The 24,939-nt window shown below is 61.2% G+C and carries 28 protein-coding genes; 15 read left to right on the top strand and 13 right to left on the bottom strand.

The genetic code is table 11. From position 1 onward, the window contains the following. Nucleotides 1–51 precede the first annotated feature (51 nt). The 5 genes from AERO9A_RS07775 to AERO9A_RS07755 form a co-directional block, all read right to left on the bottom strand. A complete protein-coding gene (locus AERO9A_RS07775; RefSeq protein ID WP_159971330.1) occupies nucleotides 52–831 on the bottom strand; it encodes a DUF4394 domain-containing protein in 780 nt (259 codons plus the stop codon). Between the two features lie 183 nt (nucleotides 832–1,014). Continuing rightward, nucleotides 1,015–1,728, bottom strand: a complete 714-nt coding sequence (locus AERO9A_RS07770; protein ID WP_159971329.1) for an anti-sigma factor domain-containing protein — start codon at nucleotides 1,726–1,728, stop codon at nucleotides 1,015–1,017. Next, entirely contained in the window at nucleotides 1,725–2,273 is a 549-nt protein-coding gene (locus tag AERO9A_RS07765) for a sigma-70 family RNA polymerase sigma factor (protein ID WP_159971328.1), read from the bottom strand. The genes AERO9A_RS07770 and AERO9A_RS07765 overlap by 4 nt, the downstream gene beginning before the upstream one ends. 101 nt (nucleotides 2,274–2,374) lie before the next feature. Further along, nucleotides 2,375–3,235 carry a pirin family protein gene (locus AERO9A_RS07760; protein ID WP_159971327.1) on the bottom strand — a complete coding sequence of 287 codons (861 nt, stop codon included), beginning with the start codon at nucleotides 3,233–3,235 and terminating at the stop codon, nucleotides 2,375–2,377. Continuing rightward, nucleotides 3,232–3,633 carry an OsmC family protein gene (locus AERO9A_RS07755; RefSeq protein WP_159971326.1) on the bottom strand — a complete coding sequence of 134 codons (402 nt, stop codon included), beginning with the start codon at nucleotides 3,631–3,633 and terminating at the stop codon, nucleotides 3,232–3,234. The genes AERO9A_RS07760 and AERO9A_RS07755 overlap by 4 nt, the downstream gene beginning before the upstream one ends. A 197-nt stretch (nucleotides 3,634–3,830) precedes the next feature. Between AERO9A_RS07755 and AERO9A_RS07750 the strand changes: the two genes are divergently transcribed. Together AERO9A_RS07750 and AERO9A_RS07745 are read left to right on the top strand one after the other, a co-directional pair. Continuing rightward, nucleotides 3,831–4,841: an amidohydrolase family protein gene (locus AERO9A_RS07750; protein ID WP_159971656.1), complete on the top strand. Its 1,011-nt coding sequence runs from the start codon at nucleotides 3,831–3,833 to the stop codon at nucleotides 4,839–4,841. 272 nt (nucleotides 4,842–5,113) lie between these two features. After that, nucleotides 5,114–5,578 (top strand): DUF3859 domain-containing protein, encoded by a 465-nt coding sequence (locus AERO9A_RS07745; RefSeq protein WP_159971325.1) that lies wholly within the window; start codon nucleotides 5,114–5,116, stop codon nucleotides 5,576–5,578. Here AERO9A_RS07745 and AERO9A_RS07740 read toward each other — a convergent pair whose 3' ends face one another. The 5 genes from AERO9A_RS07740 to AERO9A_RS07720 all read right to left on the bottom strand — a co-directional run bounded on the left by AERO9A_RS07740 (nucleotide 5,579) and on the right by AERO9A_RS07720 (nucleotide 9,387). Further along, entirely contained in the window at nucleotides 5,579–5,965 is a 387-nt protein-coding gene (locus AERO9A_RS07740) for a diacylglycerol kinase (RefSeq protein ID WP_159971324.1), read from the bottom strand. It abuts the gene before it with no gap. Beyond that, nucleotides 5,962–6,666 (bottom strand): lipopolysaccharide kinase InaA family protein, encoded by a 705-nt coding sequence (locus tag AERO9A_RS07735; protein ID WP_159971323.1) that lies wholly within the window; start codon nucleotides 6,664–6,666, stop codon nucleotides 5,962–5,964. The genes AERO9A_RS07740 and AERO9A_RS07735 overlap by 4 nt, the downstream gene beginning before the upstream one ends. 2 nt (nucleotides 6,667–6,668) lie before the next feature. Further along, complete coding sequence (locus tag AERO9A_RS07730) at nucleotides 6,669–7,361, bottom strand: class I SAM-dependent methyltransferase (RefSeq protein WP_159971322.1); 693 nt, start codon at nucleotides 7,359–7,361, stop codon at nucleotides 6,669–6,671. An 81-nt stretch (nucleotides 7,362–7,442) separates the two neighbouring features. Further along, on the bottom strand, nucleotides 7,443–8,714 hold the full coding sequence (locus AERO9A_RS07725) for a HAMP domain-containing sensor histidine kinase (protein WP_159971321.1): 1,272 nt from the start codon (nucleotides 8,712–8,714) through the stop codon (nucleotides 7,443–7,445). Beyond that, nucleotides 8,704–9,387: a response regulator transcription factor gene (locus AERO9A_RS07720; protein ID WP_159971320.1), complete on the bottom strand. Its 684-nt coding sequence runs from the start codon at nucleotides 9,385–9,387 to the stop codon at nucleotides 8,704–8,706. Before AERO9A_RS07720 ends, AERO9A_RS07725 begins: the two co-directional genes overlap by 11 nt. A 103-nt stretch (nucleotides 9,388–9,490) precedes the next feature. Here AERO9A_RS07720 and AERO9A_RS07715 point away from each other — a divergent pair, with 103 nt between their 5' ends. The 4 genes from AERO9A_RS07715 to AERO9A_RS07700 are packed head-to-tail and all read left to right on the top strand — an operon-like array spanning nucleotide 9,491 to nucleotide 13,215. Further along, on the top strand, nucleotides 9,491–11,449 hold the full coding sequence (locus AERO9A_RS07715; RefSeq protein ID WP_159971319.1) for an LTA synthase family protein: 1,959 nt from the start codon (nucleotides 9,491–9,493) through the stop codon (nucleotides 11,447–11,449). A 10-nt stretch (nucleotides 11,450–11,459) separates the two neighbouring features. Then, the gene (locus AERO9A_RS07710; RefSeq protein ID WP_159971318.1) at nucleotides 11,460–12,185 is read left to right on the top strand and encodes a phosphatase PAP2 family protein; all 726 of its coding nucleotides are present in this window, start codon (nucleotides 11,460–11,462) and stop codon (nucleotides 12,183–12,185) included. Then, entirely contained in the window at nucleotides 12,182–12,862 is a 681-nt protein-coding gene (locus AERO9A_RS07705) for a dual specificity protein phosphatase family protein (protein WP_159971317.1), read from the top strand. Before AERO9A_RS07710 ends, AERO9A_RS07705 begins: the two co-directional genes overlap by 4 nt. Before the next feature lie 2 nt (nucleotides 12,863–12,864). Next, nucleotides 12,865–13,215, top strand: coding sequence for a hypothetical protein (locus AERO9A_RS07700; RefSeq protein ID WP_159971316.1), 351 nt, complete (start codon nucleotides 12,865–12,867; stop codon nucleotides 13,213–13,215). Nucleotides 13,216–13,520: 305 nt separating this feature from the next. Here AERO9A_RS07700 and fabB read toward each other — a convergent pair whose 3' ends face one another. The 3 genes from fabB to AERO9A_RS07685 form a co-directional block, all read right to left on the bottom strand. Next, nucleotides 13,521–14,741 carry a beta-ketoacyl-ACP synthase I gene (fabB, locus tag AERO9A_RS07695; protein WP_159971315.1) on the bottom strand — a complete coding sequence of 407 codons (1,221 nt, stop codon included), beginning with the start codon at nucleotides 14,739–14,741 and terminating at the stop codon, nucleotides 13,521–13,523. Nucleotides 14,742–14,752: 11 nt separating this feature from the next. Next, nucleotides 14,753–15,268, bottom strand: a complete 516-nt coding sequence (gene fabA / locus AERO9A_RS07690; protein WP_159971314.1) for a 3-hydroxyacyl-[acyl-carrier-protein] dehydratase FabA — start codon at nucleotides 15,266–15,268, stop codon at nucleotides 14,753–14,755. A gap of 226 nt (nucleotides 15,269–15,494) precedes the next feature. Next, complete coding sequence (locus AERO9A_RS07685) at nucleotides 15,495–17,372, bottom strand: response regulator (protein ID WP_159971313.1); 1,878 nt, start codon at nucleotides 17,370–17,372, stop codon at nucleotides 15,495–15,497. 282 nt (nucleotides 17,373–17,654) lie between these two features. Between AERO9A_RS07685 and AERO9A_RS07680 the strand changes: the two genes are divergently transcribed. The 9 genes from AERO9A_RS07680 to AERO9A_RS07640 all read left to right on the top strand — a co-directional run bounded on the left by AERO9A_RS07680 (nucleotide 17,655) and on the right by AERO9A_RS07640 (nucleotide 24,911). Continuing rightward, entirely contained in the window at nucleotides 17,655–18,677 is a 1,023-nt protein-coding gene (locus AERO9A_RS07680; protein ID WP_159971312.1) for an NAD(P)H-dependent glycerol-3-phosphate dehydrogenase, read from the top strand. A gap of 12 nt (nucleotides 18,678–18,689) precedes the next feature. Continuing rightward, on the top strand, nucleotides 18,690–19,037 hold the full coding sequence (locus AERO9A_RS07675; protein WP_159971311.1) for a DUF4389 domain-containing protein: 348 nt from the start codon (nucleotides 18,690–18,692) through the stop codon (nucleotides 19,035–19,037). Continuing rightward, on the top strand, nucleotides 19,034–19,492 hold the full coding sequence (gene sixA, locus AERO9A_RS07670; protein WP_159971310.1) for a phosphohistidine phosphatase SixA: 459 nt from the start codon (nucleotides 19,034–19,036) through the stop codon (nucleotides 19,490–19,492). Before AERO9A_RS07675 ends, sixA begins: the two co-directional genes overlap by 4 nt. Nucleotides 19,493–19,558: 66 nt before the next feature. Continuing rightward, the gene (locus tag AERO9A_RS07665) at nucleotides 19,559–20,362 is read left to right on the top strand and encodes an AraC family transcriptional regulator (protein WP_159971309.1); all 804 of its coding nucleotides are present in this window, start codon (nucleotides 19,559–19,561) and stop codon (nucleotides 20,360–20,362) included. Between the two features lie 43 nt (nucleotides 20,363–20,405). Further along, nucleotides 20,406–21,044, top strand: a complete 639-nt coding sequence (locus AERO9A_RS07660) for a LysE family translocator (protein ID WP_159971308.1) — start codon at nucleotides 20,406–20,408, stop codon at nucleotides 21,042–21,044. Nucleotides 21,045–21,135: 91 nt separating this feature from the next. Beyond that, nucleotides 21,136–21,939, top strand: a complete 804-nt coding sequence (locus tag AERO9A_RS07655; protein ID WP_159971307.1) for an alpha/beta fold hydrolase — start codon at nucleotides 21,136–21,138, stop codon at nucleotides 21,937–21,939. Further along, nucleotides 21,936–22,799 carry an alpha/beta hydrolase gene (locus AERO9A_RS07650; protein WP_159971306.1) on the top strand — a complete coding sequence of 288 codons (864 nt, stop codon included), beginning with the start codon at nucleotides 21,936–21,938 and terminating at the stop codon, nucleotides 22,797–22,799. The genes AERO9A_RS07655 and AERO9A_RS07650 overlap by 4 nt, the downstream gene beginning before the upstream one ends. A gap of 133 nt (nucleotides 22,800–22,932) precedes the next feature. Beyond that, nucleotides 22,933–23,748, top strand: a complete 816-nt coding sequence (locus tag AERO9A_RS07645; protein WP_159971305.1) for a DUF4892 domain-containing protein — start codon at nucleotides 22,933–22,935, stop codon at nucleotides 23,746–23,748. Between the two features lie 77 nt (nucleotides 23,749–23,825). After that, the gene (locus AERO9A_RS07640; RefSeq protein ID WP_159971304.1) at nucleotides 23,826–24,911 is read left to right on the top strand and encodes an AI-2E family transporter; all 1,086 of its coding nucleotides are present in this window, start codon (nucleotides 23,826–23,828) and stop codon (nucleotides 24,909–24,911) included. Nucleotides 24,912–24,939 lie beyond the last annotated feature (28 nt).

Genomic DNA, 24,939 nt, shown 5'->3' with positions numbered 1-24,939 from the left:
CGATCACGCATTGAAGGCAAGGCTACGCCCATTGGCGCAGCCTTTTTCAGCTTACTTGGTTGGCAGTACGGCGATATCGATGATGCCGTCGGGCAGGCCTGCCACGTCACCTAGCGTTGTAGGTTTACCACTGGCTAGATCCAGTTGGTGCAGAGTTTTGCCGGTCAGTACATAGGCTGTGTTGCCGCCTTGACCGTCGCTGAGGATATCCAGAGAGGCCGCCTGGAGGCCATCGGCGACCTTGCCGACCAGTTGCTGCACACCGTCGTTTGGCGGGTTCTGCAGCATCAGGCTGCTGCTGGCTTGGTCGAAGGTGTACAGCGCCGTGGCTTTCGTTCCTGCGTATGAATTGGTGTAAGCACCGGCGACGATCTGCGGTTGCTTACCGGCATGCGGGCCGTCTGCCGCATAGGCAAGCTTGCCGTCCACGGCGGCTTCACCGGTTTCGACATTGACCCGCAGGTTGGTGCCATCCGGGCTCATCAGGCGCAGACGGTCGGCGACTGGGTTGAAGTCGACCACGGCCTGGCCGCTGCCAGGGAGCGCGGTTTTCAGCATGCTGGCGGCGCTCGCCTTACCGCTGGCGGCATCCAGCGTGTAGAGCTGATCAGTGCCGCCGAGTGCGTAAAGCTGACCATTGGCCGGGCGTACGTCCAGGCCGCGCAGACCGCTGGCGCCGCTGACGGCCATGCTACCGGTGACCTTGAGGCTGGTGACATCCACTTTGAACAGCTTGCCATCAGCGCTTAGGGCGAGCAGTTCGGTCGCGCTGGCAACGCCTGCGCTCAGGGTCAGCAGGCTGGCGGTGCAGAGGGTAGTGATGCGTTTCATGGTTGTGTTCCTCATGGAAGGTTTCAGCATCGAGACGAAGCCGTAAGCTCGACTTCGCAGGTGCCTCGACGAAACACCTGTGAGCAATACCCGCGAGGAAGTGGGTTGGATGTCGACGGATGAAAATATTTTTTGAAGTGCTTTGAGCGGGGAGCGCTGCCGACCACAGGGGCGGCAGCCTGCTCAGTTGACGCTGGCCAGTACCGCGCGCCCAATGTATTGAACTGGCCCGCTGGGGCGGTTGTAGGGTGAACCGCCGGCTGGCTCCAGGGTCAGCTCGAACAACTGACCGGCTTGCACCGCGCCGATCTGCTCGGCGGGCAGACGCAGCGGCTGGCCAGCTTCGACCAAGCCCAACGAGCGCGGGCCATCGGCTGGGTTGATCAATGTCCAGAACTGTAAGGTGCGGCCTTCAGGTATCTGGTCGGCAATCAGCGGATCGAGCAGCAAGGCGCCATCGCTGCTGATCTGGATGACCCAGCCTGGCTTGGCCGCTTCGCCCGGTTGCTGCAGCACCACGGTGTAGCGCTCGGTGGTGATTTGCGGTGTACGCAGCAGTGGCAGCAGCACGGCGACCAGCAGCGCCAAGGCCAGTGCGGCGGTGCTCAGGCGCCAGGTCAGCAGGCTGTTCCACCAGCCGCTGAGCACCTTGGCGCTTGGCGCATCGTCCAGGCCCAGGCTCTGGCGGATACGTGCCCAGGTTGCGGGTGAGGGCGTTTGTGCCGGTAAGCGGTCACTCAGGTCGAGGAAATGCCGCTCCCAGTCCAGCGCCATGCGGGCAGCGTCCTGATCCTCTTCGATCAAGCGGCGTACTTCGGCTGCCTCTGGCTCGTCGAGCAGGCCTAACAGGTATTCGCCGATCAGGGCGCGGCGTTCTTCGGGATCATGCGGAATCATGCTTGCAGACACTCCTGCAGCGCGCGCAGGCCGGCGCGGATACGGCCTTTGATGGTGCCCAATGGTGTGCTCAGGCGGCTGGCGATCTGTTCGTGGGTCAGGCCGCGATAGAACGCCAGCAGAATCGGGTGACGACGTGGCCGCTCCAGGCGTTGCAGGCAATGGCGCAATAGCCGCTGTTGCGACTGCTGCAGGGCCTGGGCTTCGGCCTGCGGTGTTTCATCGAGCACGCGCTCGATGAAGTCATCGTCCACATCCACATGGCGAACGCCGCTGCGCAGGGCGTTGAGCACGCGGTAGCGCAGGATGCTATGCACCCAGGCGCGACCGCTGCCCAGCTCGCGCTGGTAGCGTGCAGCGTGCTGCCAAATGCGTACGAAAGCATCGTGCAGGCAGTCCTCGGCGATATCGCGGCGGCCCAACATGCTGATGGCCAGGCCGAGCATTGGCCCGGCCTCTTGCCGATAGAGCGCTTGAAAGGCGCGCTCATCACCACGCGCGCAGGCTTGCAGAGTGCTTTCGTAATCGAAGTCGCTAGCCGTCATGGGTCATCCGTTGGCCTGAGACACCTTATGCAACCTATACCCGCGAGCCCAGGCTTTGGATCACGGCGTTGCAAGAAAAATCGTCCGCACGCAGCAAGGCATCAGCGTGGCAGTTCGATCCGTGTGGTTTCACCCGCAACGTGCGGCCAGTCGCCGACGGCCCAGCGTTGGCGCGCTTGGTCGATCAACTCCGGGGTGCTGGCGACGAAATTCCAGTTCATTCGCCGTGGGCCGATGGGTTCGCCGCCGATCAGGGCCAGGCGGCACCCGCCACAGGCGCTGAGCAGTGGCGTCTCACCGGCTGGAATCACCGCCATGGCCTGAGCCGGTAGGGGTTCACCGTCCAACTCGGCCTCGCCTTCGATCAGATAGAGCGCGCGTTCGCTGTATTCGGCCGGGATCAGCAGGCTGGCGCCAGCGGCCAGTTGCAGGTCGGCGTAGAGCGTTGGTGAGCGCACCGGTACGGGCGATTGCAGGCAGAAGCCGCTGCCCGCGATCAGGGTGATGCGAACTCCCATGGTTTCGCTGCTGGGCAATGTGTGTGCCGGGTGATGGCTGTAAGCGGGCTCGCAGCCTTCCTCGGCTTGCGGCAGCGCCAGCCAGACTTGCAAGCCATGCAGGCGCTTGTCCTGCGTCCACTGCTCAGGCGGTGTGCGCTCGACATGCGCAACACCGCGCCCGGCGGTCATCCAACTGACGTCGCCGGGGGCAACCAACTGATCCGAACCGAGGCTGTCTTTGTGCTGCAACTGGCCTTCGAACAGGTAAGTCAGGGTGGACAGGCCGATATGCGGGTGCTGGGCGATGTCCATGCCACTACCAGCCGGGTAGGCCTGCGCCAGCATATGGTCGAAGAACACGAAGGGGCCAATGCTGCGAAAACGTGCCGAGGGCAGTGGGCGCAGAATCGGCTGGCCGACGATGTCTTCGGCGCGTGCGCGGATCAGTTGCAGCTCGCTCATGCCGACGTCTCGCCAAGGCGGGTTTGCACCTGGACATCGGTACTGGTCATCAGCTTGTGAATCGGGCATTTGTCGGCAATACGCAGCAGTTGCTGGCGCTGCGCGTCATCCAGCGGGCCTTGCAGGTCGAGGGTGACGATCAGGCGATAGTTACCTTCGCGCTCCTCGCTGTCGTCACGTTCGACGCTGACATCGACGCCTTCGAGCGGCAGGCCTTTCTGATGTGCGTAAAGCAACAGGGTCATGGCCTTGCAAGTGCCGAGCGAGGCATCGAACAAGTCATGAGGATCTGGCCCCGCGTTATCACCGCCCAGTGCAGCGGACACATCGCCAAGGAGGCGATGTTCACCAATTTGAATCTGCTGCTGCAGCCCCTTGCTGTTATGAATGCGGATCATGAGATTCTCGGATATGGCCGACGGATATTCAGCAGCCTAGCCCAGCCATTGATCTGCGCACCAGTGTTGCATGTGCTATGTCCGCTTTGGCTGGTGAACGATGAGATGATCGCTGACGTGGCAGAACTTGCCTGTCAGGTGCGCGGTCTATGCTGCTCGTACCGTCAGGAGGACTCGCTTTGCTCAATTATCGAAGGATGCCGCTGGCGCTGGTTTTTTCCACGCTGCTGGCTGGCGCTGCCGAAGCGCGTGAATATCGCTACAGCGATGCCCATTTGCATTACGTCGACTTTTTTCAGGAAAGCGCCGGCATGGATGAGTTGCTGGAGAAAATGGCGGAAAACAACGTCGATCACGTGATGTTCTCGGGTATCCCGGTGGCCAAGAAATGGGATGAAGATGAGCCCAAACGGCCACGCTATTACGCCGGGGACGATGCCAGCGCCTACTGGTACAGCGCAACCGATGTGTTTATCGCGGACGCTTACAAGCGCTTGCCTGCCGAACAGCGGCGACGCTTTCACCCGTTTCTCTCGGGCTTTAACCCCAATGACAAGAACGCCGACGCGCATATTCGCCGTATGCTGGAGCTCGATCCAGGCTTGTGGCAGGGCATTGGAGAGATATTCACCCGCCACGACGACCTCACCGCGCTGATACATGGCAGTGCACCACGGGCCGACAACGAAGCGCTGACACGGGTGTATCACCTGGCGGCCGAATACGACCTGCCGGTGATGCTGCATTCCAACATCACCTCGCAACGCGAGCGTAACCCGCTGTATCTCTCGGAGATTGAGACGCCGCTGCGTAACCACCCGCATGTGCGCTTCATCTGGGCCCATGCAGGCACCAGTGCGGAAATCCACCGGCACCAGAAGAAACTCGATTTTCTCCTGCCGACTCTGGAGCGCATGCTTGGCCAGTACCCGAACCTGTACATCGACCTGTCATGGACCATGCTGCGGCCTTATTTGCTGGATGCCGACGGCAAGCCTGACGAGGACTGGGTGCACCTGGTCAGCAGCTACCCAGAGCGCTTTATGATCGGTTCGGACGTGGTCGGGCGCTTTGGCAGTCTGGGCGAATACATGCAAGGCTTCGACCGCTTCCTCGACGCCCTGCCCGAGGACGTGGCGCACAAAGTGGCGCGCGACAACTTCCTCGCCGTACTGCCGCGCAAGGTGCAGGCCGAGCTGCCGCAGTAGAAGCTGCCGACCGTTGTTTGGTTAATGCTGAAAATCACGTCGACCAGCTCGCGGGATTTGCGTTCATGTCGCGGGTAGCGACATGTGCGTCCATCGTGTTCTCGAAATGCGCTTTTGGCGACGGGTCAGAGCATGGCCCGGCGCACGGTGAGCCGTGTTTGGCTGTGGCTGGCTCAATGCGGCATCGATCTGGCGCCGGGTATTACCATGTAGTTCATCAATCTGTCATTTACACGTCATAGGCTCGCGCTCATCTCAACGAGGAGCGCGTCATGCAGCACATTCGAATGACTCTGATGGCTGGTCTGTTTGCTGGCACTGCCCTGGCCCAGGCCGAAGTGCGTGTCGAAGGGCCGGTGGAATACGGCGTCTTCAGTAGCCAGTATCAGAACTTCCAGCCCGGTGAGCGCGTGCTCGCGCGCAGCAATCAGGACATCCAGAGCACCACGCAGATTCCCGCCAAGCTCGGCACCAAGTTCGGTATGCGCTACAGCTTGGCGGGCAAGCGTGAGGGGGATACGCCGCTGACGCTGCTGTACCTGACACCAGGCGTTACCACCCCGGACGGCAAGCGCCACGACAAGTTCGAGGTGGTGCAGAAGTTGGTGCCGGGTGCTGCGCAGGATGTGATGGCGTTCGAGTTCACCGAAAACCATGAGGTGGTGCCTGGCGAGTGGCATTTCATCGTTTATCAAGGTGACCGCAAGCTGGCTGAACAGCGCTTCGAGGTGCGCTGATCAAAGCAGGATCAGCGCCCAGGTAAGGCCGACCATTAGCAGTGCCAGCAGTTGTGCGGCGCTGCCCATGTCCTTGGCTTGCTTGGACAGTGGGTGCAGGCTCAGTGAGATGCGATCGACCACCGCTTCGATGGCCGAGTTGAGCAGTTCCACTGCGAGTGCCAGCAAGGGGGTCAGCATCAACAACGCCCGTTCGATGCGAGTGACGTCCAGCAGGCAGGCGATAGGCAATAGCGTCAGGTTCAGCCACAACAGTTGGCGGAAGGCCGCTTCGCCCTGGTAGGCGGCGCGTAGCCCGGCCAGCGAGTAGCCGGTGGCATTGAGGATGCGTGTTGCCCCCCCTTTGCTTTTGAGCGACAGCGCGTCCAGATCCGGTGTCTCGCTCATGGTTGCAGCACTCCCCATGGGTTGTGCAGGGCGTGTTGGTAGGCTTGCAGCAGGTGGTGCATGTCGCTCTCCGGCATGTTGCCTCGGTGGCGTTGCAACTGGCTGAGGTCGTGCTGCGATGCCTGCTGGGTGCGCCAGCGGCGACGACTCTTCTCCAGATCCAGTAAGGCGATTTCGATATCGCCCGCGCTCTGTGCGCGAACGAAAATGTGCTTGGCGTAGCAGCAGCCATGCTGCCAACCGCCCAGGTGCATGCGCGCCAGGGTTATGGCCAGGTGGTTCAGCATGGCTTGTGTGTGTGCCTGGGGCATCGTTTGGGCGTACCACTGTTCCAGGCTGATGAAGCCTTGCAGGGCTTCGGTCACCAGCAAGGCTTGCCATTGCCCGGCTTCGCGGCGGGCGGCGCAGTAGACGATATTCGGTGTACGAATACCCAGGCGTGCCAGGCCGCGATAGGCCTCCAGTTCACGCAAGATGGTGGGGCGGCCAAGAGGATGACGCCACGAGCGGTGGGTGTGCCCGCTCTGACGCTTGCAATACAGCGGCGGGCGCTTGTCATCCCAGCTTTGTAGCAGGCGTACGCCGCTCTCACCGCCGCGTCGCTGGTTGGCTTCTTCGACCCATTCGCCGGGGCTGTGCCACCAGCGTTCGAATTCGGTCGAGGGCAGGGCGGCAAGGGCTTTTTCGCTGAGGATACCCATGCTCAGGCCTCCTTCTTGCGCAGCACGTAGGTGCGCCACATGGCATAGCCAGGCAGGAAATCCAGGTGGCCGATGATGTCGAAGCCCGCTTGATGAAATTCCTGCTCGATCACTGCGCGCGGTATCACGAAGCGATTCTGGTTTTGCGTGTCGCGGCCTTCGGCGGCGCGGCGTGCTTCCAGGCGTTGGCGCTTCCAGGCTTTGTAGTTGCCGTCGACCCACAGCGACAGGACGACCGTGTCGCGGCTGACGCGGTGAAATTCACGCAGGATGGCCAGGCGATGTTCGCTCGACTCGATGTGGTGCAGCAGACGGATGCAGAAGATGCAGTCCACCGCGTTATCGCCCAAGTCGATATCGAAAGCTGAGGTGCGGAAGCTGTTGACCCGCGCGACCACTTCGGCAGGCTGCGCGTAGCGGGCGGTGGCGATCATGTCGGCAGAGTTGTCGGCGGCGAAGATCACGCGGTTCGGCTGCTCGCAGAGCATGGGCCAAAAACGCCCGGCGCCGCAGGGCAGGTCGAGTACCAGGTTGGGCTGCTCGGCCATCTTCAGGGCATTGCGCGCCACCTGGATGTCACGCCAGTGCGAGAGGCGCCTGGTTAGGCCATCCTGATGCTTGTGTAGGTACTGCTGGGCGTGGTCGCGGTCGTACTTGCGGGAAAAATCCAGCTCGATGAGGTTTGGCCTGGGCATGGCGAACGTCCTGCAATGGATGTGTTCGCCAGCCTAGGGAGTAAGGCATCAAGGTCACGTCAAAGGGGTGTGAAAATTTCGTCAAGACGCGGCGCCCAGTTCGACGCGAAAGCACGTACCGCCGCTCTCTGGGCTGTGCAGGCTGACATTCCAGCCTTGTTTGGCGCAGATTCTCTTGACCAATGACAGCCCCAGGCCAAGCCCCTCGCCACGGGCCTGGGGGCCGCGTACGAAAGGTTGGAAAATGTGTTCGTGCTGCTCGGCGGGAATCCCCGCGCCACTGTCTTCGATGCGAAACGCGCCGTGCTCAAGGACCAGACGCACACTGCCGCGCTCGGTGTAATGCAGCGCATTGCGCAGCAGGTTGGCCATCACCGTGGCGAGAAAGGTGGCGTTGTAGTGACCTGTATCCTGGTCTTCGACAAGCATCTGGAAGTCCAAGCCCTTTTCTTGCATCAGCGTGCCCCAGCGGCCAGCCTGCTCTTCGGCGATGCTGGCCAGCGTGCGGTTACCGATGAACACTGCTTCGTTGCTCTTGTCGCGCGCCAGTTGCAGGAAGGTCTGCACCAGCTCGCGCATTTCTTCGCTGGCTCGGGCGATACGGGCTAGTTGTTCTTTCTCGCGCGGCGCGAGTGGCGCCTCGGCGAGTAGTTCGCAGGAGGAGGCAATGATCATCAGAGGCGTGCGTAACTCATGGCTGACATCGCTGGTGAACAAGCGCTCACGCTCTAGCGACTGGCGCACCTGGCCGAGGGTGCTGTCGAAGGCCGCCGCCAATTGGCCGATCTCGTCGTCCGGGTAGTCCGGTGCCAGGGGCGGCGCCAGTGGGTGTAGCTGGTCGCGGTGGCGCACCTGCTGCGCCAGGCGGGTGATCGGGGCCATGACCTTGCGGGCGGTGATCAGCCCCAGGCCCCAGGCCGCCAGCACGGTGAGCAGAAAACCTGCCAGCACCACATTGAACAGGGCATTCTCGCGGGCTTCAAACTCTTCTTGTTCCTGCACCAGCATGTAGGTCTGGCCGCTGATCTCCCGTACATAGACGTAGTAAGCCTGATCCCCGCTGACCACTTCGTTGAAGCCGTCTTGCAGCCCCTTGTACTCGCCAGGAATGGCGTATTCGGTGCGGTCTGAGGAGAAGAAGCGGGTGCTGCTGTCCAGACGTGGCGCGCGGCCTTGGCTGATGTCTTCTCTGAGGGTTTCATCCAGCTCGCGGCTCATCTCCTGTGACACCAGGTGTTCTTCGATGAAGTGCACCACGGCGACGATACTCAGGGAAAACAGGCCGCTGACCACCACGGTCATCAGCACGAAGGCGATCAGGATGCGCCGCTCGAAAGGTTGTTTAGCCAGCATGTTCGGCCTCTGCCAGGCGGTAACCGACGCCGTGAATGGTATGCAGCAAAGGCGTCGGGAACGGTTTGTCGAGCACCTGGCGCAACTGGTGAACATGGCTGCGCAGGCTGTCGCTGTCCGGGCAATCGTCGCCCCACAGCGCTTCCTCCAGCGCCTCGCGGCGCACGACGGCCGGGCTGCGTTGCATGAGGATGGCCAGCAGCTTGAGGCCCAGCGGATTGAGCTTGAGCGCTTGGCCGGCGCGGCTGACGTGCAGGGTGTCGAGGTCGTAAATCAGGTCGGCGATCTGCAACTGGCGTTTGCGACTGCCACGACTGCGCCGCAGGATCGCCTCGATGCGCGCCACCAGTTCGGACAGGGCGAAGGGCTTGATCAGGTAGTCATCGGCGCCGGCGTTCAGGCCTTGCAGGCGATCATCGAGGGCGTCGCGAGCGGTGAGCATGAGGATCGGCACCTCGCTGCGGCCGTCCTCACGCAGGCGCTTGCACACCTGATAACCGTCGATACCCGGCAGCATGATGTCCAGCACGATCAGGTCGTAATGGCCGGTGCTGGCCAGATGTAGGCCGCTTAGGCCGTCCTGGGCGCAGTCCACGGTGAAGCCCTTGAGCTGCAGGTAGTCGAGCACGTTGGCGAGGATGTCTCGATTGTCTTCGATGACCAGAATACGCATTGGCGGTGAGCCCCGGATTTGACGATTTTTTCACACGGCTTTGACGAAGGCCTCACGACGCGGGGAGCAGACTCCGGCTCGTTCATCCTTGAAGGATCATACGATGCCTCGGCTCCAATACGCGCAACTTCGTTATCTATCGATCATTCTGCTGGTTTGGCTGGCGGTTTTCTTCCTCACGCGCAGTGTGCTGCTGATCAGTCACTTGAGTGATGCGGGAATCACACCAGCCAACCTGCTCGGTCTGTACGGTGTCGGCCTGGTTTATGACCTGAGCTTTCTGCTCTATGCCGCCGCTCCCATGACGTTTTACTTACTGCTGTGCCCCGCCTGGCTGTGGCAGCGGCGTTGGCACCAGCGGTTACTGCTCGGTGTGGCTGCCGTGAGCATCTTCGTGATGCTCTTTACCGCTGTGGCGGAGTGGCTGTTCTGGGATGAGTTCGGCGTGCGCTTCAACTTCATCGCCGTGGATTACCTGGTGTACTCCAAGGAGGTGGTGGACAACATCCTTGAGTCCTATCCGATTTATCCGCTGCTGGCGTTGTTGGCGGCTCTGGCGATTGGCCTCACTTTCGCCCTGCGCCGCGTTCTACGCGCTGCGTTGCAGGCGCCGCGTTTGCCATTCAAGCGCGCAGTCGTTGGCGTCGGGATGCTGGCTGTGCTGCTTGCTTTGTGCCTGAGCCTGGTTGGCCAGGACGCACCGCGCGGGCTCGGTGGCAATACCTATCAGCGCGAGCTGGCGAGCAACGGGCCGTATCAGTTCTTCGCCGCCTTCCGTAACAACGAGCTGGATTATCGGCAGTTTTACGCGACCCTGCCGGATCAGGCCGTGGCCAGCCTGCTGCGCGAGGAAGTGGCCGAGCCCAACGCGCGCTTCAGCGGCCGTGATCCGCAGGATATCCGCCGGGTCATCGACAATCCGGGCAAGCCCAAGCCGCTCAACGTGGTGCTGGTGACCATCGAAAGCCTCAGTGCCAAATACCTGGGCAGCTTCGGTGATACTCGCGCTCTGACGCCGAACCTCGATGAGCTGCGCAAGCACAGTCTGGTGTTCACCCACTTCTATGCTACCGGCACCCGCACTGACCGTGGCTTGGAGGCTATCACCCTGTCCATGCCGCCAACGCCGGGGCGCTCCATCGTCAAACGTATTGGCCGTGAAGCGGGTTACGCCAGCCTGGGCCAGCAGTTGGGCGCCAAGGGCTATGACAGCGTGTTCATCTACGGCGGGCGCGGTTACTTCGACAATATGAACGCCTTTTTCGGTGGCAATGGTTATCGCATCGTCGACCAGAGCAGCGTCGCTGACGCCGACATGAGCTTTCAGAACGCCTGGGGCATGGCTGACGAGGATCTCTACCGTCAGGCGCTGAAAGTGGCGGATGCCGATAATGCCGACGGCAAGCGCTTCTTCCTGCAATTGATGACCACCTCCAACCATCGTCCCTACACCTATCCTGATGGCCGTATCGACATCAAATCGGGTGATGGGCGCGAGGGGGCAGTCAAATACACCGACTATGCCATCGGCCAGTTCCTTGCCGAGGCGCGCAAAAAGCCCTGGTTCGACGACACCTTGTTCGTCTTCGTTGCCGACCACACCGCCGGCAGCGCCGGGCGCGAAGACCTGCCGGTGGCCAACTACCACATTCCGCTGTTCATCTATTCGCCCAAGCACGTCAAACCGGTCGAATACGCTGACGTGGCCAGCCAGATCGACGTCGCTCCGACGCTGATGGGGCTGCTGAATCTGGACTACGTGTCGACCTTCTTTGGCCGCAACGTGCTGCGTGAGGATCATGCGCCGGGGCGTGCACTGCTGGGTAATTACCAGTACCTGGGGCTGTTCGATGGTCATGACCTGGCGATTCTCAGCCCACGTCAGGGCATGCGCCGCCACGAGGATGCCCTGGGGCGTAGCCGCGAGGCGCGGGTGGGCAATGACGACCCGCTGATGCGTCGCGATATCGCCTACTACCAAGGCGCTAGCCATGCCTTTGGCAAACGCCTGATCGCCTGGCATCCAGACGAACAAACCGATCAACGCATGAGCCTGCGCTGAGGAGCCGAAGATGACATCACGTGATTTCAACTTCCGTCTCGGCCTGGGCATCCCCTTGCTGTTGATGGCCTTGATGCTGGTGGTTGACCCGAGCCCTGTGGATTTTGCCCTGGCGCATCTGTTCTACCTGCCGGGAGAGGGGTTCATTGGGCGCCACAGCTTTTGGCTGGAAGACATCCTGCATGATCGCGCCAAACAGGCCGTCATCGTTGTGGGCGTGCTGGCCATTGCAGGTTTTCTTCTCAGCCTGCTGCCGACGCGCATGCGTCAGTGGCGCCGCCCGCTGGGTTACCTGGTGCTGGCGTTGGGGCTTTCCACCTCGGTGGTCACGCCGCTGAAAACGCTGACCGGCATGCATTGCCCCTGGAGCTTGAGCGAATTCGGTGGCCAGGAGCAGTTCACCCCTTTGCTGGCTGAGCGTGCGCCCACCGCTAATCCGGGGCGCTGTTGGCCGGGTGGGCATGCCTCGGCTGGCTTCTCGCTGATTGCATTGTTTTTCGTTCTGCGTGACCGCAAGCCACGCGCGGCACGCATCGCTCTGGTATGCGCGCTCGGCCTGGGCGCGGTGTTCTCGCTAGGGCGTATGGCGCAGGGCGCGCATTTTCTATCACACAACCTATGGACGCTGCTGATCGACTGGGTCATCTGCCTGGCGACTTACCGTTTGGTGCTCTATCGCGCGAGCGCCGCCCAGGCGCAGCAGGGGCAATTGGCATGGGGAGAGCAGGGCCAATGAACAGTTTGATGCAGTTACTGCGCCTAACGATTGCGGCGACGGTTTTCCTCGGTGCTCTGTTGGCGCTGCCCTTGAGCATGGCCTTGGGCGCCACTAATCCCAGTGCGCCTGAATTGGAGGTGCGCCCGCAGAGCTGGGCGCAGCCACTGAACAAACACATCAACCTTTACCGCATGGCGCCTGGCCTCTACCGCAGCGCTATGCCCAAATCGCAGGACTGGCCTCAGTTGGAGACTCTGGGGGTTACTACGGTGATCAACTTCTATCAGCAGGACGATGGGCAATGGCTGCGTGATCCACGAGTGCGGCAGATTCATCTACCGCTGCATACCGACCGTATCGACGACGCCGATGTCATCGAGGTCATGCGCAGTATCCGTCAGGCGCAGGCTCAGGGCCCGGTACTGATTCACTGCAAGCATGGGCAGAATCGCACTGGGCTGATCGCGGCCATGTACCGGGTGATCTATCAGGACTGGAGCAAAGAACAAGCCCTGGCTGAAATGCGTGGCGGCGGTTTTGGTGGTGAGGCACGCATGGGCGATGCCGAGCGCTACCTGCGCAATGCTGACATCGGTGCCTTGCGTATCGCCTTGGAGAGCGGCGCTTGCAGTACCAGTCCTTGGGCTTTGTGCCAACTCAAGGCCATGCTCTCCGACTGGGGCGACGGTGCCTGAAAATGAGTGCTGCGCAGAGGCTGTTGATGGGCGTGTTGCTGGCCACTGTTGTGGGCTGCCAGAGTTTGCGCCAGAGCATGCTGGCTGCTGATTATCCGCCCGCATTCGTCGATGGTTTTGAGGCCGGTTGTAACAGCGGGCGGGCGGCAGCGGGCCCGTTGGGCGGATTCGAGAAGGCGGTTACCCGTTATCAGGCAGAGCCTCTATATGCACAAGGCTGGGACGACGGCTTTCGCCAGTGTGAACAGGCTCAGCATGTCGACCAATGGCAGGTGCGGCGCGATGACGACAGGCGTGACCGCGAGTGGCGCCATCATGTCGATCAGGCCATGGCCAAGGCGTTGAATCGTTGATGTCTTGCCTGGGGGCGTCTAAGGAGTATCTGCGTTTGATGACGCTCCCGTGGCTGCATCAGCGCCAGTATTTTGCGCTGTATTGCTAGAGGCTATTGACGTTTCGTGCACGGCCGCGACGGCGCCTGTTTTTGCGTGGAGCTAGGCGCGAGACGCGACGTTTGGTCGTCCCATTGAGTCATTGTTGGGGATTTGGCAGGGGAACGATCATGACCTGCCCCCTGCGGTTCGAGCCGAAACGTCAGGGCACTATAAAAGACAACGGCGCCCGTAGGCGCCGTTGTCTTTATTGCCGTAACGCTAGATCACTGACCAGCCCAGCGCTTGAGCACCAGAGTGGCGTTGGTGCCACCGAAGCCGAAGCTGTTGCTCATCACGGTGTCGATTTTTGCGTTCTCTTCGGTCTTGCGCACGATCGGCAAGTCGGCCACTTCTGGGTCGAGCTCGTCAATATTGGCTGAGCCGGCGATGAAGTTGTTTTCCAGCATCAGCATGCAGTAGATCGCTTCCTGTACGCCAGCAGCGCCCAGACTGTGACCGGAGAGGCTCTTGGTGGAGCTGATCTTCGGTGCCTTGCCAGCGAATACCTCGCGCACACCGCGCATTTCCGCGACATCACCAACCGGGGTCGAGGTGCCGTGGGTGTTGAGGTAGTCGATCGGGGTGTCGACAGTGGCCAGGGCTTGCTGCATGCAGCGCACCGCACCTTCACCGCTCGGTGCGACCATGTCGTAACCGTCGCTGGTGGCACCGTAGCCGACGATTTCAGCGTAGATCTTGGCGCCACGGGCCAGAGCGTGTTCCAGCTCTTCGACCACGACCATGCCGCCGCCGCCAGCAATGACGAAACCGTCACGCTTGGCGTCGTAAGCACGCGAGGCCTTCTCCGGGGTTTCGTTGTACTGGGTGGAGAGGGCGCCCATGGCGTCGAACAGGCAGCTCTGGCTCCAGTGCTCCTCTTCACCGCCGCCAGCGAAGACGATGTCCTGCTTGCCCAGTTGGATCTGCTCCATGGCCTGGCCGATGCAATGCGCGCTGGTGGCGCAGGCCGAGGAAATGGAGAAGTTCACGCCCTTGATCTGGAACGGCGTGGCCAGGCAGGCGGAAACGGTGCTGCCCATGGTGCGGGTGACGCGGTATGGGCCGATGCGCTTAACGCCTTTCTCGCGCAGGGTGTCGATGGCTTCCATCTGGTTGAAGGTGGAAGCGCCGCCACTGCCTGCGATCAGGCCGGTACGCGGGTTGGAAACCTGCTCCGGGGTCAGGCCAGAATCCTTGATCGCCTGTTCCATGGACAGGTAGGCAAAAGCGGCAGCATCACCCATGAAGCGCATGATCTTGCGGTCGATCAGCTCTTCCAGGTTCAGATTGACCGAGCCGGAGACATGGCTGCGCAGACCCATTTCAGCGTAGGCCGGGTTGAAGCGGATACCTGATTTGCTTTCGCGCAGGTTGTTGGCCACGGTTTCTTTGTCATTGCCCAGGCAGGAAACGATGCCCAGACCGGTAATCACGACACGACGCATGTGCAAGTCCTTCAGAAACTGTCGGTAGAGGTGAACAGGCCGACACGCAGGCCTTCGGCACTGTAGATCTCGCGGCCATCGACGGCGACGCTGCCGTCGGCGATGCCGAGGATCAGCGAGCGGTTGATGGTGCGTTTGATATGAATGTTGTAGGTGACTTTCTTGGCGGTCGGCAGAACCTGACCGAAGAATTTGACTTCACCGCTGCCCAGAGCACGACCTTTGCCAGGGTTGCCTTGCCAGCCTAGGTAAAAGCCGACCAACTGCCACATGGCGTCGAGGCCCAGGCAGCCTGGCATGACCGGGTCGCCTTCGAAGTGGCAGGCGAAGAACCACAGATCCGGGTTGATATCGAGCTCAGCGACAATTTCGCCCTTACCGTACTTGCCGCCGGTTTCACTGATATGAACGATGCGATCGATCATCAGCATGTTCGGGGCGGGCAGTTGCGCGTTCCCTGGGCCGAACAGTTCGCCGCGGCTGCAAGCGAGCAGATCTTCCTGGGAATAGGCGTTTGGTTTTGTCATGCGAGCTCCTCAATTGTCCCCATGCTTCTAAGGCTGGGCGAATCGTCCTGGCCGGCGGTAACGCTTGGGTGTCTGCCGGTAGCCTAGTCATAGACTGTTGCGCTGTGGTGAAAGTCACAGTGCTGCGAGTACAGTTGTACTGCGTGTGCACGTCACATGCCACAACCGCGCTAACGCAGGGTGTAACCGTACAGGTAGGCACGGTCATCTGCGAGTGTTAAATGGCCTATGCCCGCGATGTTAACCAGCGCTGCAGCAGGCGTTGCAGCTCGGCACGCTTAAAGGGCTTGGCCAGGTAGTCATTCATGCCTGCTGCCAAGCAATTCTCGCGATCACCCTGTAGGGCATTGGCGGTCAAGGCGATGATCGGCAACTGTGCGTGCTGCGGCAACTGACGAATCCGGCGTGTGGCCTCGTAGCCGTCCATTAGCGGTAGCCGACAATCCATGAGAATCAAGGCGTAGTCACTCTGCTCAACCTGTTGCAGGGCTTGTTGGCCGTCACTTACCAATGTCACCTGATAGCCCAGGCTGCGCAGCATGGCTTCTATTACCGTCTGATTGACTGGGTTGTCTTCGACCAGGAGCACGTGTTGGCCATCACCATCGACTAGGTTGTGACCGTCTTGCTCTGTCTGACGTTCCATCTGGGGGCGGAATGGCAGGGGGATTTCCAGGGTGAATACTGAGCCACTGCCCACTTCGCTTTGTGCGTTCAACGTGCCACCCATGCGCTCGGCGAGGGTTCGCGCAATGGGCAGGCCGAGGCCAGTGCCGCCGTAGCGGCGAGAAATTGAATTGTCGGCTTGGGCGAAGGCGTCGAACATGCGCCCAAGTTGCTCGGCGTCAATGCCAATGCCGCTATCGCGCACGGTGCAGGTAAACCAGAGTACCTGGTCGTCCAGCGGCTGCCATGAACTCTGTATTTCGATACCACCCTCTTCAGTGAACTTCAGCGCATTGCCGATCAAGTTGACCAGAATTTGCCGAATTCGCGTGGGGTCGCCACTGACTTCCAAGTGCTCCAGGCCTGCTTGGTGTGACTGCGAGAGCGATAGGCCGTGCTGCTGGGCGCTGTGCTGGAAAACCTGAATCGAGCCTTGCAGCAGTTCCAGCAGGTTGAAGGGGATGCTCTCCAATTCCAGTGCACCGCGCTCAATACGGGAGAAATCGAGAATGTCGTTGATCACCTTGAGTAGGTGCTCGGTGGATTCGGCGGCGAGAGCGGCGTATTCAGCCTGCTCGTCATTGAGTTGGGTGGTTTCCAGCAGTTGCAGCATGCCTAGAACGCCATTCATTGGCGTGCGCAGTTCGTGGCTCATCATGGCCAGAAAGTCGGATTTTGCACGGTTGGCTTGTTCGGACTCCTCGCGCGCCTGGATCAGTTCAGCAATGGCCTGTTGCTGTTCGCGAGCACTGCTGTCCAGCGTGGCTGCAAGGTTATTGATATGACGTGCCAGGTCGGTCAGTTCGTCGTTGCCCCGTGCCCGCAGAGGCTGGCTATAGTCGCCATTTTGAATGCGCTCAAGGGCTTGCCCCATAGCGCTGATGGGTTGAGCAAGGCGCCTGGCCAGGCGTCTTGCCAGCACAAAGGTTAGGAGCAAGGCGAGCAGGGACAGCACCGCAGCCTTTAACAGAATCTCCTGTTGGCGCGCATTGAAGGTGTCGTTGGACATCGCCACGACAACACGCCCCAGGTGACCGCTTCCGAGTTTCTGGTCGTCGGGCTGCAGACGCTGCAAGCGGATAGGTGCCTGGAACACTTCGACATGCCCGGTGGCTTGGTCTTGTGCTTTGGGCCGTTCCAGATAAACCAGAATGTCGTCGTTGTAACCGCGCACCTCGGCGAAACGTACGTCAGGTGTCTCCAGTGTGGCCAGCAGTAGGCGTTCGAGCGCAGGGCGATCGTCATTGAGCACCGCCTGCTCGGTGGCAGGTGCCAGTTGATTGGCGATCAGTTGGCCTGTGTGGTTGATCTCCTGACGCAGATCCTGCAGCCGGGTGAAGGTGAGAAAACTGGTTAGTAGCAGTGTCAATAAAAGGGCGGGGCCGACGCTGATCAGTTGCGTGCGGGTATGAATGTTCCAGCCGCGACGCTGACTCATGGCTGAAGATTCCCAGCGTGAGGGGGGCACGAACGCGTGAGTGCGATGTAAGGGGGCAGAGCACGACCAGCAGGCACGAATCCGTCCTTGGCGAAAAACGTCAAGCGGGCATGTTAACCGACCCGTATAGCTTTGCCAGCGTCCTCTGCTTAGGAGTGGAGGCATTTCTCGTTTATTGCCGGTTGCGCGGTGTGTGCACTGAACTTTTGCCCTGGCCGGTAACTCTCGGCTCCGTATAATGCCTGCATATCGCCAGTCTGGCTGGCCCTATTCGGATGTTTTATGACTGAGTCACTCCCTATCGCCGTACTCGGTGGCGGCAGCTTCGGTACCGCCCTGGCCAACCTGCTTGCAGAGAATGGTCAGCGTGTTCTGCAGTGGATGCGCGATCCCGAGCAGGCCGAGCAAATGCGTAACAATGGTGAGAACCCACGCTATCTCAAGGGCGTGAAGCTGCATCCTGGCATCGAACCGACCAGTGATATGCCCATGGCATTGGCGCGCGCCGAACTGGTACTGGTGGCGCTGCCTTCCAGCGCTCTGCGTGATGCCCTGCAGCCGGTCGCTGCACAGTTGGCAGGCAAGATGCTGATTAGCACGACCAAGGGCATCGAGGCCAAAACCTTCAAGCTGATGAGTCAGATCCTTGAGGACATCGCTCCCGACGCTCGCATTGGTGTGCTGTCCGGGCCGAACCTGGCCAAGGAAGTGGCTGATCACGCGCTGACTGCCACCGTCATCGCCAGTGAGGACGAAGCGCTGTGTTCGTGCGTTCAGGAGGCTCTGCATGGTCGCACGTTCCGTGTCTACGCCAGTGCCGACCGCTTCGGTGTGGAACTGGGCGGCGCGCTGAAAAACGTCTATGCCATCATGTCGGGGATGGCGGCTGCGTTGGGCATGGGGGAGAACACCAAGAGCATGCTGATTACCCGGGCCTTGGCCGAGATGACTCGCTTTGCGGTCAAGCTCGGCGCCAACCCCATGACCTTTATGGGGCTGGCGGGTGTTGGTGATCTGATCGTCACCTGTTCCTCGCCCAAGAGCCGTAATTATCAGGTGGGCTTCGCCTTGGGCGAGGGGCTCAGCCTCGAAGAAGCCGTCGAGCGCTTGGGCGAGGTCGCCGAGGGCGTCAACACGCTGCGCGTACTCAAGGCCCGAGCAGAGGAGCTGGAGGTTTACATGCCCTTGGTCGCAGGCCTGTATGCGATTCTTTTCGAAGGGCGCACCCTGGCTCAAGTCATCGAGCTGCTGATGACGGCTGAGCCGAAAACCGATGTCGATTTCATCCCTACTGCGGGTTTCTAAGGAGAGCACCATATGAGCGACGAAAAACGGGATCTGGAGCGCGAGTCAATTCTACTGCGCATGCTGTGGATGGTGATTTTCGTCATTGTCTGGCAACTGGCCGAGCTGGTGCTGGGCGCTGTGGTGTTGTTGCAATTGGGCTATCGCCTGTTCTACGGGGCGCCGAACGCCAGCCTGCTGGGCTTTGGCGACAGCCTCAGTCAGTACCTGGCGCAGATTGGCCGCTTTGGTACCTTCAACACTGACGAGAAGCCCTGGCCCTTCGCCGATTGGCCGACGCCGCGAGCGCCTGATGGTGAAGCAGCACACAGCGTGCCGCCTGCAGCCCATCCTGCGCGTGATGAGGAGCCCAAGCTGTGACGTTATGGTTGCTGCGTCATGGGCAGGCTGAGGTGCATGCTGCCAGTGATGCACAGCGTGAACTGACCGATTTGGGGCGTCAGGAGGCGCTGCAAAGTGCTGCTCATCTACTTGGCCAGCCGCTGGCTGCAATTATCGTCAGCCCTTATGTGCGTGCTCAGCAAACGGCGCAGGTGGTGCGCGAGCGACTGGGTTTCGACGGCTCGATCATCACGGCGCCCTGGCTGACGCCGAGCAGTGATGTACGCGAGGCGATTCGCCAGCTTGATGCCTATTACGGGCAGAATGTGCTGTTGGTGAGTCACCAGCCGCTGATCGGCGAGTTGGGTGGTTTATTGCTCTACGGTCATCGTCAGCAGCCATTGCCCATGCGTACGGCCAGTTTGGCGCAACTGCAGGGCGAGATGATGGCAGCGGGCTCGCTGCAATTGCTGGCTTTGCATCATCCGCACTGATTGCGCAGGCCGCGCCCTGCAATTTCATCCAAGATCCATACGTTCCATGGCGCTACAGTAGGCGCCATGGAGCAGATCAATCACATCCAAAGCAGCTTGCCCGGCGTTCGCCTGATCGACGCCCAATACCGGCGCTTTGCTTTTCCCCGGCACTTTCACCTCGAATACCACGTCGGCATGTTGGTTCAGGGCCAGCATCGTTACGTGTATGGCGGTGAGCGCCGCCATGTCGGCGCGGGCGATGTCTTGCTGATGGCGCCTGAGGGTATTCATGACGGCGCTTGCCTGGATGGATCTGGCTATCGCATTCGGGTTATGGCGTTTGACCCGCATTGGCTCGATGAAGCCAGTCGCACCCTGACCGAGGGGCGCCAGGGGGCGCCCAGATTGACTACGACCAGTTTGCGCCATCCGCTTTTGCAGCAGCGCTTACAGCATTTTCATGCCGCGATGTTCGAGGGTTCGAGGTTGGCCCAGGAGAGCGCGCTCTGGCAGGCGCTGGCGCAATTGCTGGAGATGGGCTCGACATTGTGTATTCAGGAGCCACAACGCGCCTTTGACGTCCGCACCTGGCAGCAACTGCGCGATTGGCTGGAGAGTCGACTGGACGATCCGCCCTCGCTGGAGGAAATCGCCGCATTCTGCGCGATGAGCCCCTGGCAGGCGCTGCGCCGTTTCCGTCAGCACACGGGGCTGCCGCCGCATCAGTGGCTTACTCAATTGCGCCTGCAACGGGCGCTACCGCTGGTATTGGCGGGCGAGTCGCTGAGTGAGATCGCCCTGCGCCTGGGTTTCTATGATCAAGCGCACTTCTCGCGGTTGTTCCGTCGTACCTACGGGCTGCCGCCGGCGCGCCTGCGTCAAGGCTGATAACGCCTCACCCTTCGTCACACCTTCGGATCTGGAGAACACCATGCAGGAGACTTCCGTCTTGCTGTCGCTCGCTGCCGTCTTCGCGGTGGCCCTTGTCAGCCCTGGCCCGGATGTGGCCTTGGTGGTGCGTACGGCCTTGCATCAGGGGCGGCGCGCCGGTTTGCTCAGTGCGCTGGGCTTGGCTTGCGGCATTCTGCTGCACGGCACGCTGGTGCTCAGCGGCGTGGCCCTTGTGCTTAGCCGTACCGAATGGCTTTTCGATCTGATACAAGTTGCGGGTGCCTTGTATCTGGGCTGGCTGGGGATCGGTGCTGTGCGGGCCTGGCGGCAGGGCAGGGGCGGGAACCTGCGCCTGGATGACGAACTGGCGCCGTCGGCCTTCGGCCCCTGGCTGCGCGGGGTCATGACCAACCTGGGCAATCCCAAGGCGCTGGTGTTCTTCCTGGCACTGCTTAGCAGTTTGGTGCCAGCGGATATGTCGCTGCCGGGCAAGATTGCCTGCGCAGCGCTGCTGTTTGGTCTGAGCCTGTGTTGGTTCAGCGTGCTTGGGCTGCTCCTCAGTCGCCCGTTGATGCGTCAGCACTTGCTGCAGATCGCGCCGACCATCGATGTTGTCTGTGGGGTGGTGTTCTTGTTGGTAGCTGGGAGCATCTTTGTGCGGCTGCTGCTGGCGATCTGACCGGTGTGTCGTCATTGATGGCTGTTACGCTCATTGTCCGCTGATGGGGGCTGCTGGAGAATCGACGGATGTTTTCCTGCCGGAGTCGTGCATGTCGTCGCCGATCTTCTTTGCCCATGCCAACGGCTTCCCTTCGGCCACCTACAGCAAACTCTTTGCTGAGTTGGCGCCGGATTATCGGGTATTGCACCTTGAACAGCATGGCCATGACCCCGCGTTTCCGGTCGATGACAACTGGAACAATCTGGTCGATGAGTTGCTGCATCATTTGCGTGCGCTTGATGAGCCGGTCTGGGGCGTTGGCCATTCGCTCGGTGGCGTGCTGCATTATCACGCCGCACTGCGTTGCCCGGAGTTATATCGCGGCGTGGTGATGCTCGACTCGCCGGTGCTGACGTTTGCCGATCGCCTGGTCATTCGCATGGCCAAGCGCTTTGGGTTGATCGATCGCATCACCCCGGCTGGACGTACCCTCGGGCGGCGTGAGGCGTTTGTCGACCTGGCCGAGGCGCGAGAGTATTTTGCTGGCAAGTCGCTGTTTCGGCGTTTTGATCCTGACTGCCTGGAGGCATACGTGCGTCATGGCCTCAAGCCTGCGGAGCAGGGCCTGCGTCTGCGTTTCGATCCGGCAACCGAAATCAGTATCTACCGTAGCGTGCCGCACACCGCGCCAGGTGCGGTGCGTCAGCTCGTGGTGCCACTGGCCATGGTGCGCGGGCGTGATAGTCGGGTGGTATTGCCGCATCATGCGCGTGCACTGCGGCAACTGCCGCATGCGCAATACCATCAATTGCCGGGCGGGCATATGTTTCCGTTGGAGTTCCCGCAGGACACTGCAGCCCTGCTGCGTAAACTTTTTACAGGTTGGGATCGCACACAGGAGGTTTCTGCATGACAACCCAGGTCGAGGAGGTGCGCCTGCGTTTGCCGCATATCGAGCTGGCGGCGCATTTGTACGGTCCCGAGGATGGTCGCCCGGTCATCGCTTTACACGGCTGGCTGGATAACGCCGCGAGTTTTGCGCGGCTGGCGCCGCGCTTGCAGGGCGTGCGGATAGTCGCCCTGGATTTTGCCGGGCATGGGCACTCCGACCACCGTGCGCCTGGCTCGGACTACGCACTGTGGGCTTACGCCCATGACGTACTGACCGTCGCCGAGCAATTCGGCTGGCAGCGTTTCTCCCTGCTGGGGCATTCCATGGGGGCTATCACGGCCGTGCTATTGGCGGGGGCGATGCCCGAGCGTATCGAGCGACTGGCGCTGATTGACGGTCTCTTACCCTACACCGCCGAGGCTGAGCAGGCACCGAGCAAATTGGGTGAGGCGCTACGCGCCAAGCTGGCGCTGGCGAACAAACGCAAGCCGGTCTATAGCGAGATGGGGCGGGCCGTAAAGGCGCGGATGAAAGGGGTTGGGGCGGTCAGTTACGAAGCCGCACAACTGCTGGCAGCGCGTGGCTTGATGCCGGTGCCTGGTGGTTACACCTGGCGTACCGATGCGCGCCTGACCTTGCCGTCGCCTTTGCGCTTGAGCCAAGCCCAGGCACTGGCTTTCGTACAGGCACTGGCATGCCCGGTGAGCCTGGTGCTGGCCGAGCAGGGCATGCTATTGGCTCAGCCAGCGCTGAGAGAACTGCTGGAAACCCTGCCGTTTACGATTCACCGTTTGCCAGGGGGGCATCATCTACACTTGGATGACGAGGTTGGCGCGCAGCGTGTAGCGGATTGTTTCAATCCATTCCTGGGCTCGCCTTGACTTGCCTGCGCCCCTGGGGAAAGGTGTGGCCGTCTGCCATGGAGGATTGCATGATTACCCCGTTCATTCGCGCCAACTCTCACGCTCATGATGCCTTGAGCCTAGCGCTGCACGACTTGCCGATGTTGGTCCGATGAGGTGCCGCGTGCGCGGGTGCCTGTTTGTGATCGCTGCACTGAGCAGCGCTGCTGTCTTGGCTGCCGATTTGCCCGGCAGTCGTGATCTCGATGTGCTGCCGCGCGTTGCCGCGAGCAATATCGTCGCCTTTCAAGCCAGTGAAGATGCCGAGCGCATTTACCCCCAGGGAGCCGTTCGCCGTATCAGCGGGCGTTTGCGCTATGAGCGCGAGGTGCTGACGCAGGGGCGTTTCCAGGCCGTCACCTATGAACTGCCAGCCACTCACAGTGCCGACCAGGTTTTCACCGAAGCACGGCAGAGCCTGCATGCAGCGGGGGCTGAGTTGCTGTACTGGTGCCAGGGGCGTGACTGTGGTGCGAGCAGCTTGTGGGCCAACTCGGTGTTCGGTAACTCCACACTTTATGGTTCCGATAACCAGCAGGCTTATGCGCTGCTGCGTTTGGCCGAGCCACAGCATGACAGCCTGGTGGCGCTGTACAGCATCACGCGGGGTAATCGCCGTGCCTACCTGCATGCCGAGCAACTCGACGCCAAGGCCCCGCTCGGGAACTTGCTGCCAACCCCTGCGACCCTGCTTCGGCAGTTACGTGAGGACGGTCAACTGCAATTGCCGACCGACGCGCTACCGGATGCGGCTTGGCTTGAGCTTTTGGGGCGCAGCCTCAATCTCGACAGCACGCTGCGCGTCAGTTTGAGCGGCGAGGACGCCGAGACCTGGCGCGAAGGGCTGGTCGCTCAGCGCGTGCGTGAAGCACGACTGGAGCTAGGTGAAGCGGGCGATGGCGCACTGCAGGTTCGCCTGTTGCGCTGAAGTCGGGAAGTTCGCTACAAGCATTGTCCAGAGCGCCCATCTCGGGCGCTTTGTCGTTAATGAGGAGTTTCGCAGCCATGGCCACCAATGATCGGCTGCTGGTACAGATTCTATTGCTGGCGCTGTTTGCCGCCAGCTTGTGGGTGCTTGCGCCGTTCTGGTCGGCGCTGTTCTGGGCGGCGTTATTGGCGTTCGCCAGTTGGCCGCTGATGCGCTGGCTGAGTTTGCGGCTCGGGGGGCGTCTGTCACTCGCGGCGGGTATCCTCACCGGTTGCTGGGTGGTATTGGTGGCCGTGCCGCTGGTTTGGCTGGGCTTCAATCTGGCCGACCACATCAAGGATGCCAACGCACTGGTCAAGGATCTCCAAGTCGATGGTCTGCCGTCGCCACCAGCCTGGCTGGGCAGCCTGCCGTTGATAGGTGGGCGTCTGGTGGAGATATGGACCACCATCGATCAGCAGGGCGCGGCTTTTTTCGATACGTTGCGACCTTACCTCGGGCAGGTGGGTAACTGGCTGCTGGCGCGTAGCGCCCGGATCGGCGGCGGTATGGTCGAGTTGGCGCTGAGCCTGGTGCTGGTGTTTTTCTTCTATCGCGATGGGCCGCGTCTGGCGGTGTTCGTGCATAGCCTGTTGCAGCGCCTGATCGGTGGGCGTGCCGACCATTATCTGGATCTGGTGGCCGGCACGGTGCAGCGTGTGGTCAATGGCGTGATCGGTACTGCGGCGGCGCAGGCGTTGTTGGCGTATATCGGTTTCTTTATCGCGGGCGTGCCTGGAGCGTTGCTGCTGGGGGTGCTGACTTTTGGCTTTAGCCTGATCATGATTCCGCCGTTGATCTGGGGGCCTGCGGTGGCCTGGTTGATATGGCAGGGCGAGATCGGTATGGCGATTTTCCTCGGTATCTGGGGCTTCTTCGTCATCAGCGGGGTGGACAACATCCTCAAACCCTACCTGATCAGTCGCGGCGGTAACCTGCCGCTGGTCGTGGTGTTGCTCGGCGTGCTCGGCGGCATTCTGGCATTCGGTTTCATGGGGCTGTTCCTGGGGCCGACCTTGCTGGCCGTGGCCTACAACCTGCTTACCGACTGGGTGGCAGACAAGGCGCCACCTGTCGACGCAGCGCTCGACAAGCCGCTGCCTGGTGAGGAGTCGCGTGGCTGACTCAGTCGCTGGCTGGCGGGTTTCACCC

This window comes from Pseudomonas sp. 8Z (assembly GCF_902506535.1).
Taxonomy (GTDB): Bacteria; Pseudomonadota; Gammaproteobacteria; order Pseudomonadales; family Pseudomonadaceae; genus Aquipseudomonas.
The sequence above is the reverse complement of the archived record's forward strand: the minus strand, read 5'-3'. Positions and strand labels throughout refer to the sequence as shown.

Excerpts from the sequence above, each read along its gene's own strand:
- AERO9A_RS07775 (WP_159971330.1), bottom strand. The coding sequence starts at position 831 with ATGAAACGCATCACTACCCTCTGCACCGCCAGCCTGCTGACCCTGAGC.
- AERO9A_RS07770 (WP_159971329.1), bottom strand. The coding sequence starts at position 1,728 with ATGATTCCGCATGATCCCGAAGAACGCCGCGCCCTGATCGGCGAATAC.
- AERO9A_RS07765 (WP_159971328.1), bottom strand. The coding sequence starts at position 2,273 with ATGACGGCTAGCGACTTCGATTACGAAAGCACTCTGCAAGCCTGCGCG.
- AERO9A_RS07760 (WP_159971327.1), bottom strand. The coding sequence starts at position 3,235 with ATGAGCGAGCTGCAACTGATCCGCGCACGCGCCGAAGACATCGTCGGC.
- AERO9A_RS07755 (WP_159971326.1), bottom strand. The coding sequence starts at position 3,633 with ATGATCCGCATTCATAACAGCAAGGGGCTGCAGCAGCAGATTCAAATT.
- AERO9A_RS07750 (WP_159971656.1), top strand. The coding sequence starts at position 3,831 with ATGCCGCTGGCGCTGGTTTTTTCCACGCTGCTGGCTGGCGCTGCCGAA.
- AERO9A_RS07745 (WP_159971325.1), top strand. The coding sequence starts at position 5,114 with ATGCAGCACATTCGAATGACTCTGATGGCTGGTCTGTTTGCTGGCACT.
- AERO9A_RS07740 (WP_159971324.1), bottom strand. The coding sequence starts at position 5,965 with ATGAGCGAGACACCGGATCTGGACGCGCTGTCGCTCAAAAGCAAAGGG.
- AERO9A_RS07735 (WP_159971323.1), bottom strand. The coding sequence starts at position 6,666 with ATGGGTATCCTCAGCGAAAAAGCCCTTGCCGCCCTGCCCTCGACCGAA.
- AERO9A_RS07730 (WP_159971322.1), bottom strand. The coding sequence starts at position 7,361 with ATGCCCAGGCCAAACCTCATCGAGCTGGATTTTTCCCGCAAGTACGAC.
- AERO9A_RS07725 (WP_159971321.1), bottom strand. The coding sequence starts at position 8,714 with ATGCTGGCTAAACAACCTTTCGAGCGGCGCATCCTGATCGCCTTCGTG.
- AERO9A_RS07720 (WP_159971320.1), bottom strand. The coding sequence starts at position 9,387 with ATGCGTATTCTGGTCATCGAAGACAATCGAGACATCCTCGCCAACGTG.
- AERO9A_RS07715 (WP_159971319.1), top strand. The coding sequence starts at position 9,491 with ATGCCTCGGCTCCAATACGCGCAACTTCGTTATCTATCGATCATTCTG.
- AERO9A_RS07710 (WP_159971318.1), top strand. The coding sequence starts at position 11,460 with ATGACATCACGTGATTTCAACTTCCGTCTCGGCCTGGGCATCCCCTTG.
- AERO9A_RS07705 (WP_159971317.1), top strand. The coding sequence starts at position 12,182 with ATGAACAGTTTGATGCAGTTACTGCGCCTAACGATTGCGGCGACGGTT.
- AERO9A_RS07700 (WP_159971316.1), top strand. The coding sequence starts at position 12,865 with ATGAGTGCTGCGCAGAGGCTGTTGATGGGCGTGTTGCTGGCCACTGTT.
- fabB (WP_159971315.1), bottom strand. The coding sequence starts at position 14,741 with ATGCGTCGTGTCGTGATTACCGGTCTGGGCATCGTTTCCTGCCTGGGC.
- fabA (WP_159971314.1), bottom strand. The coding sequence starts at position 15,268 with ATGACAAAACCAAACGCCTATTCCCAGGAAGATCTGCTCGCTTGCAGC.
- AERO9A_RS07685 (WP_159971313.1), bottom strand. The coding sequence starts at position 17,372 with ATGAGTCAGCGTCGCGGCTGGAACATTCATACCCGCACGCAACTGATC.
- AERO9A_RS07680 (WP_159971312.1), top strand. The coding sequence starts at position 17,655 with ATGACTGAGTCACTCCCTATCGCCGTACTCGGTGGCGGCAGCTTCGGT.
- AERO9A_RS07675 (WP_159971311.1), top strand. The coding sequence starts at position 18,690 with ATGAGCGACGAAAAACGGGATCTGGAGCGCGAGTCAATTCTACTGCGC.
- AERO9A_RS07665 (WP_159971309.1), top strand. The coding sequence starts at position 19,559 with ATGGAGCAGATCAATCACATCCAAAGCAGCTTGCCCGGCGTTCGCCTG.
- AERO9A_RS07660 (WP_159971308.1), top strand. The coding sequence starts at position 20,406 with ATGCAGGAGACTTCCGTCTTGCTGTCGCTCGCTGCCGTCTTCGCGGTG.
- AERO9A_RS07655 (WP_159971307.1), top strand. The coding sequence starts at position 21,136 with ATGTCGTCGCCGATCTTCTTTGCCCATGCCAACGGCTTCCCTTCGGCC.
- AERO9A_RS07650 (WP_159971306.1), top strand. The coding sequence starts at position 21,936 with ATGACAACCCAGGTCGAGGAGGTGCGCCTGCGTTTGCCGCATATCGAG.
- AERO9A_RS07645 (WP_159971305.1), top strand. The coding sequence starts at position 22,933 with ATGAGGTGCCGCGTGCGCGGGTGCCTGTTTGTGATCGCTGCACTGAGC.
- AERO9A_RS07640 (WP_159971304.1), top strand. The coding sequence starts at position 23,826 with ATGGCCACCAATGATCGGCTGCTGGTACAGATTCTATTGCTGGCGCTG.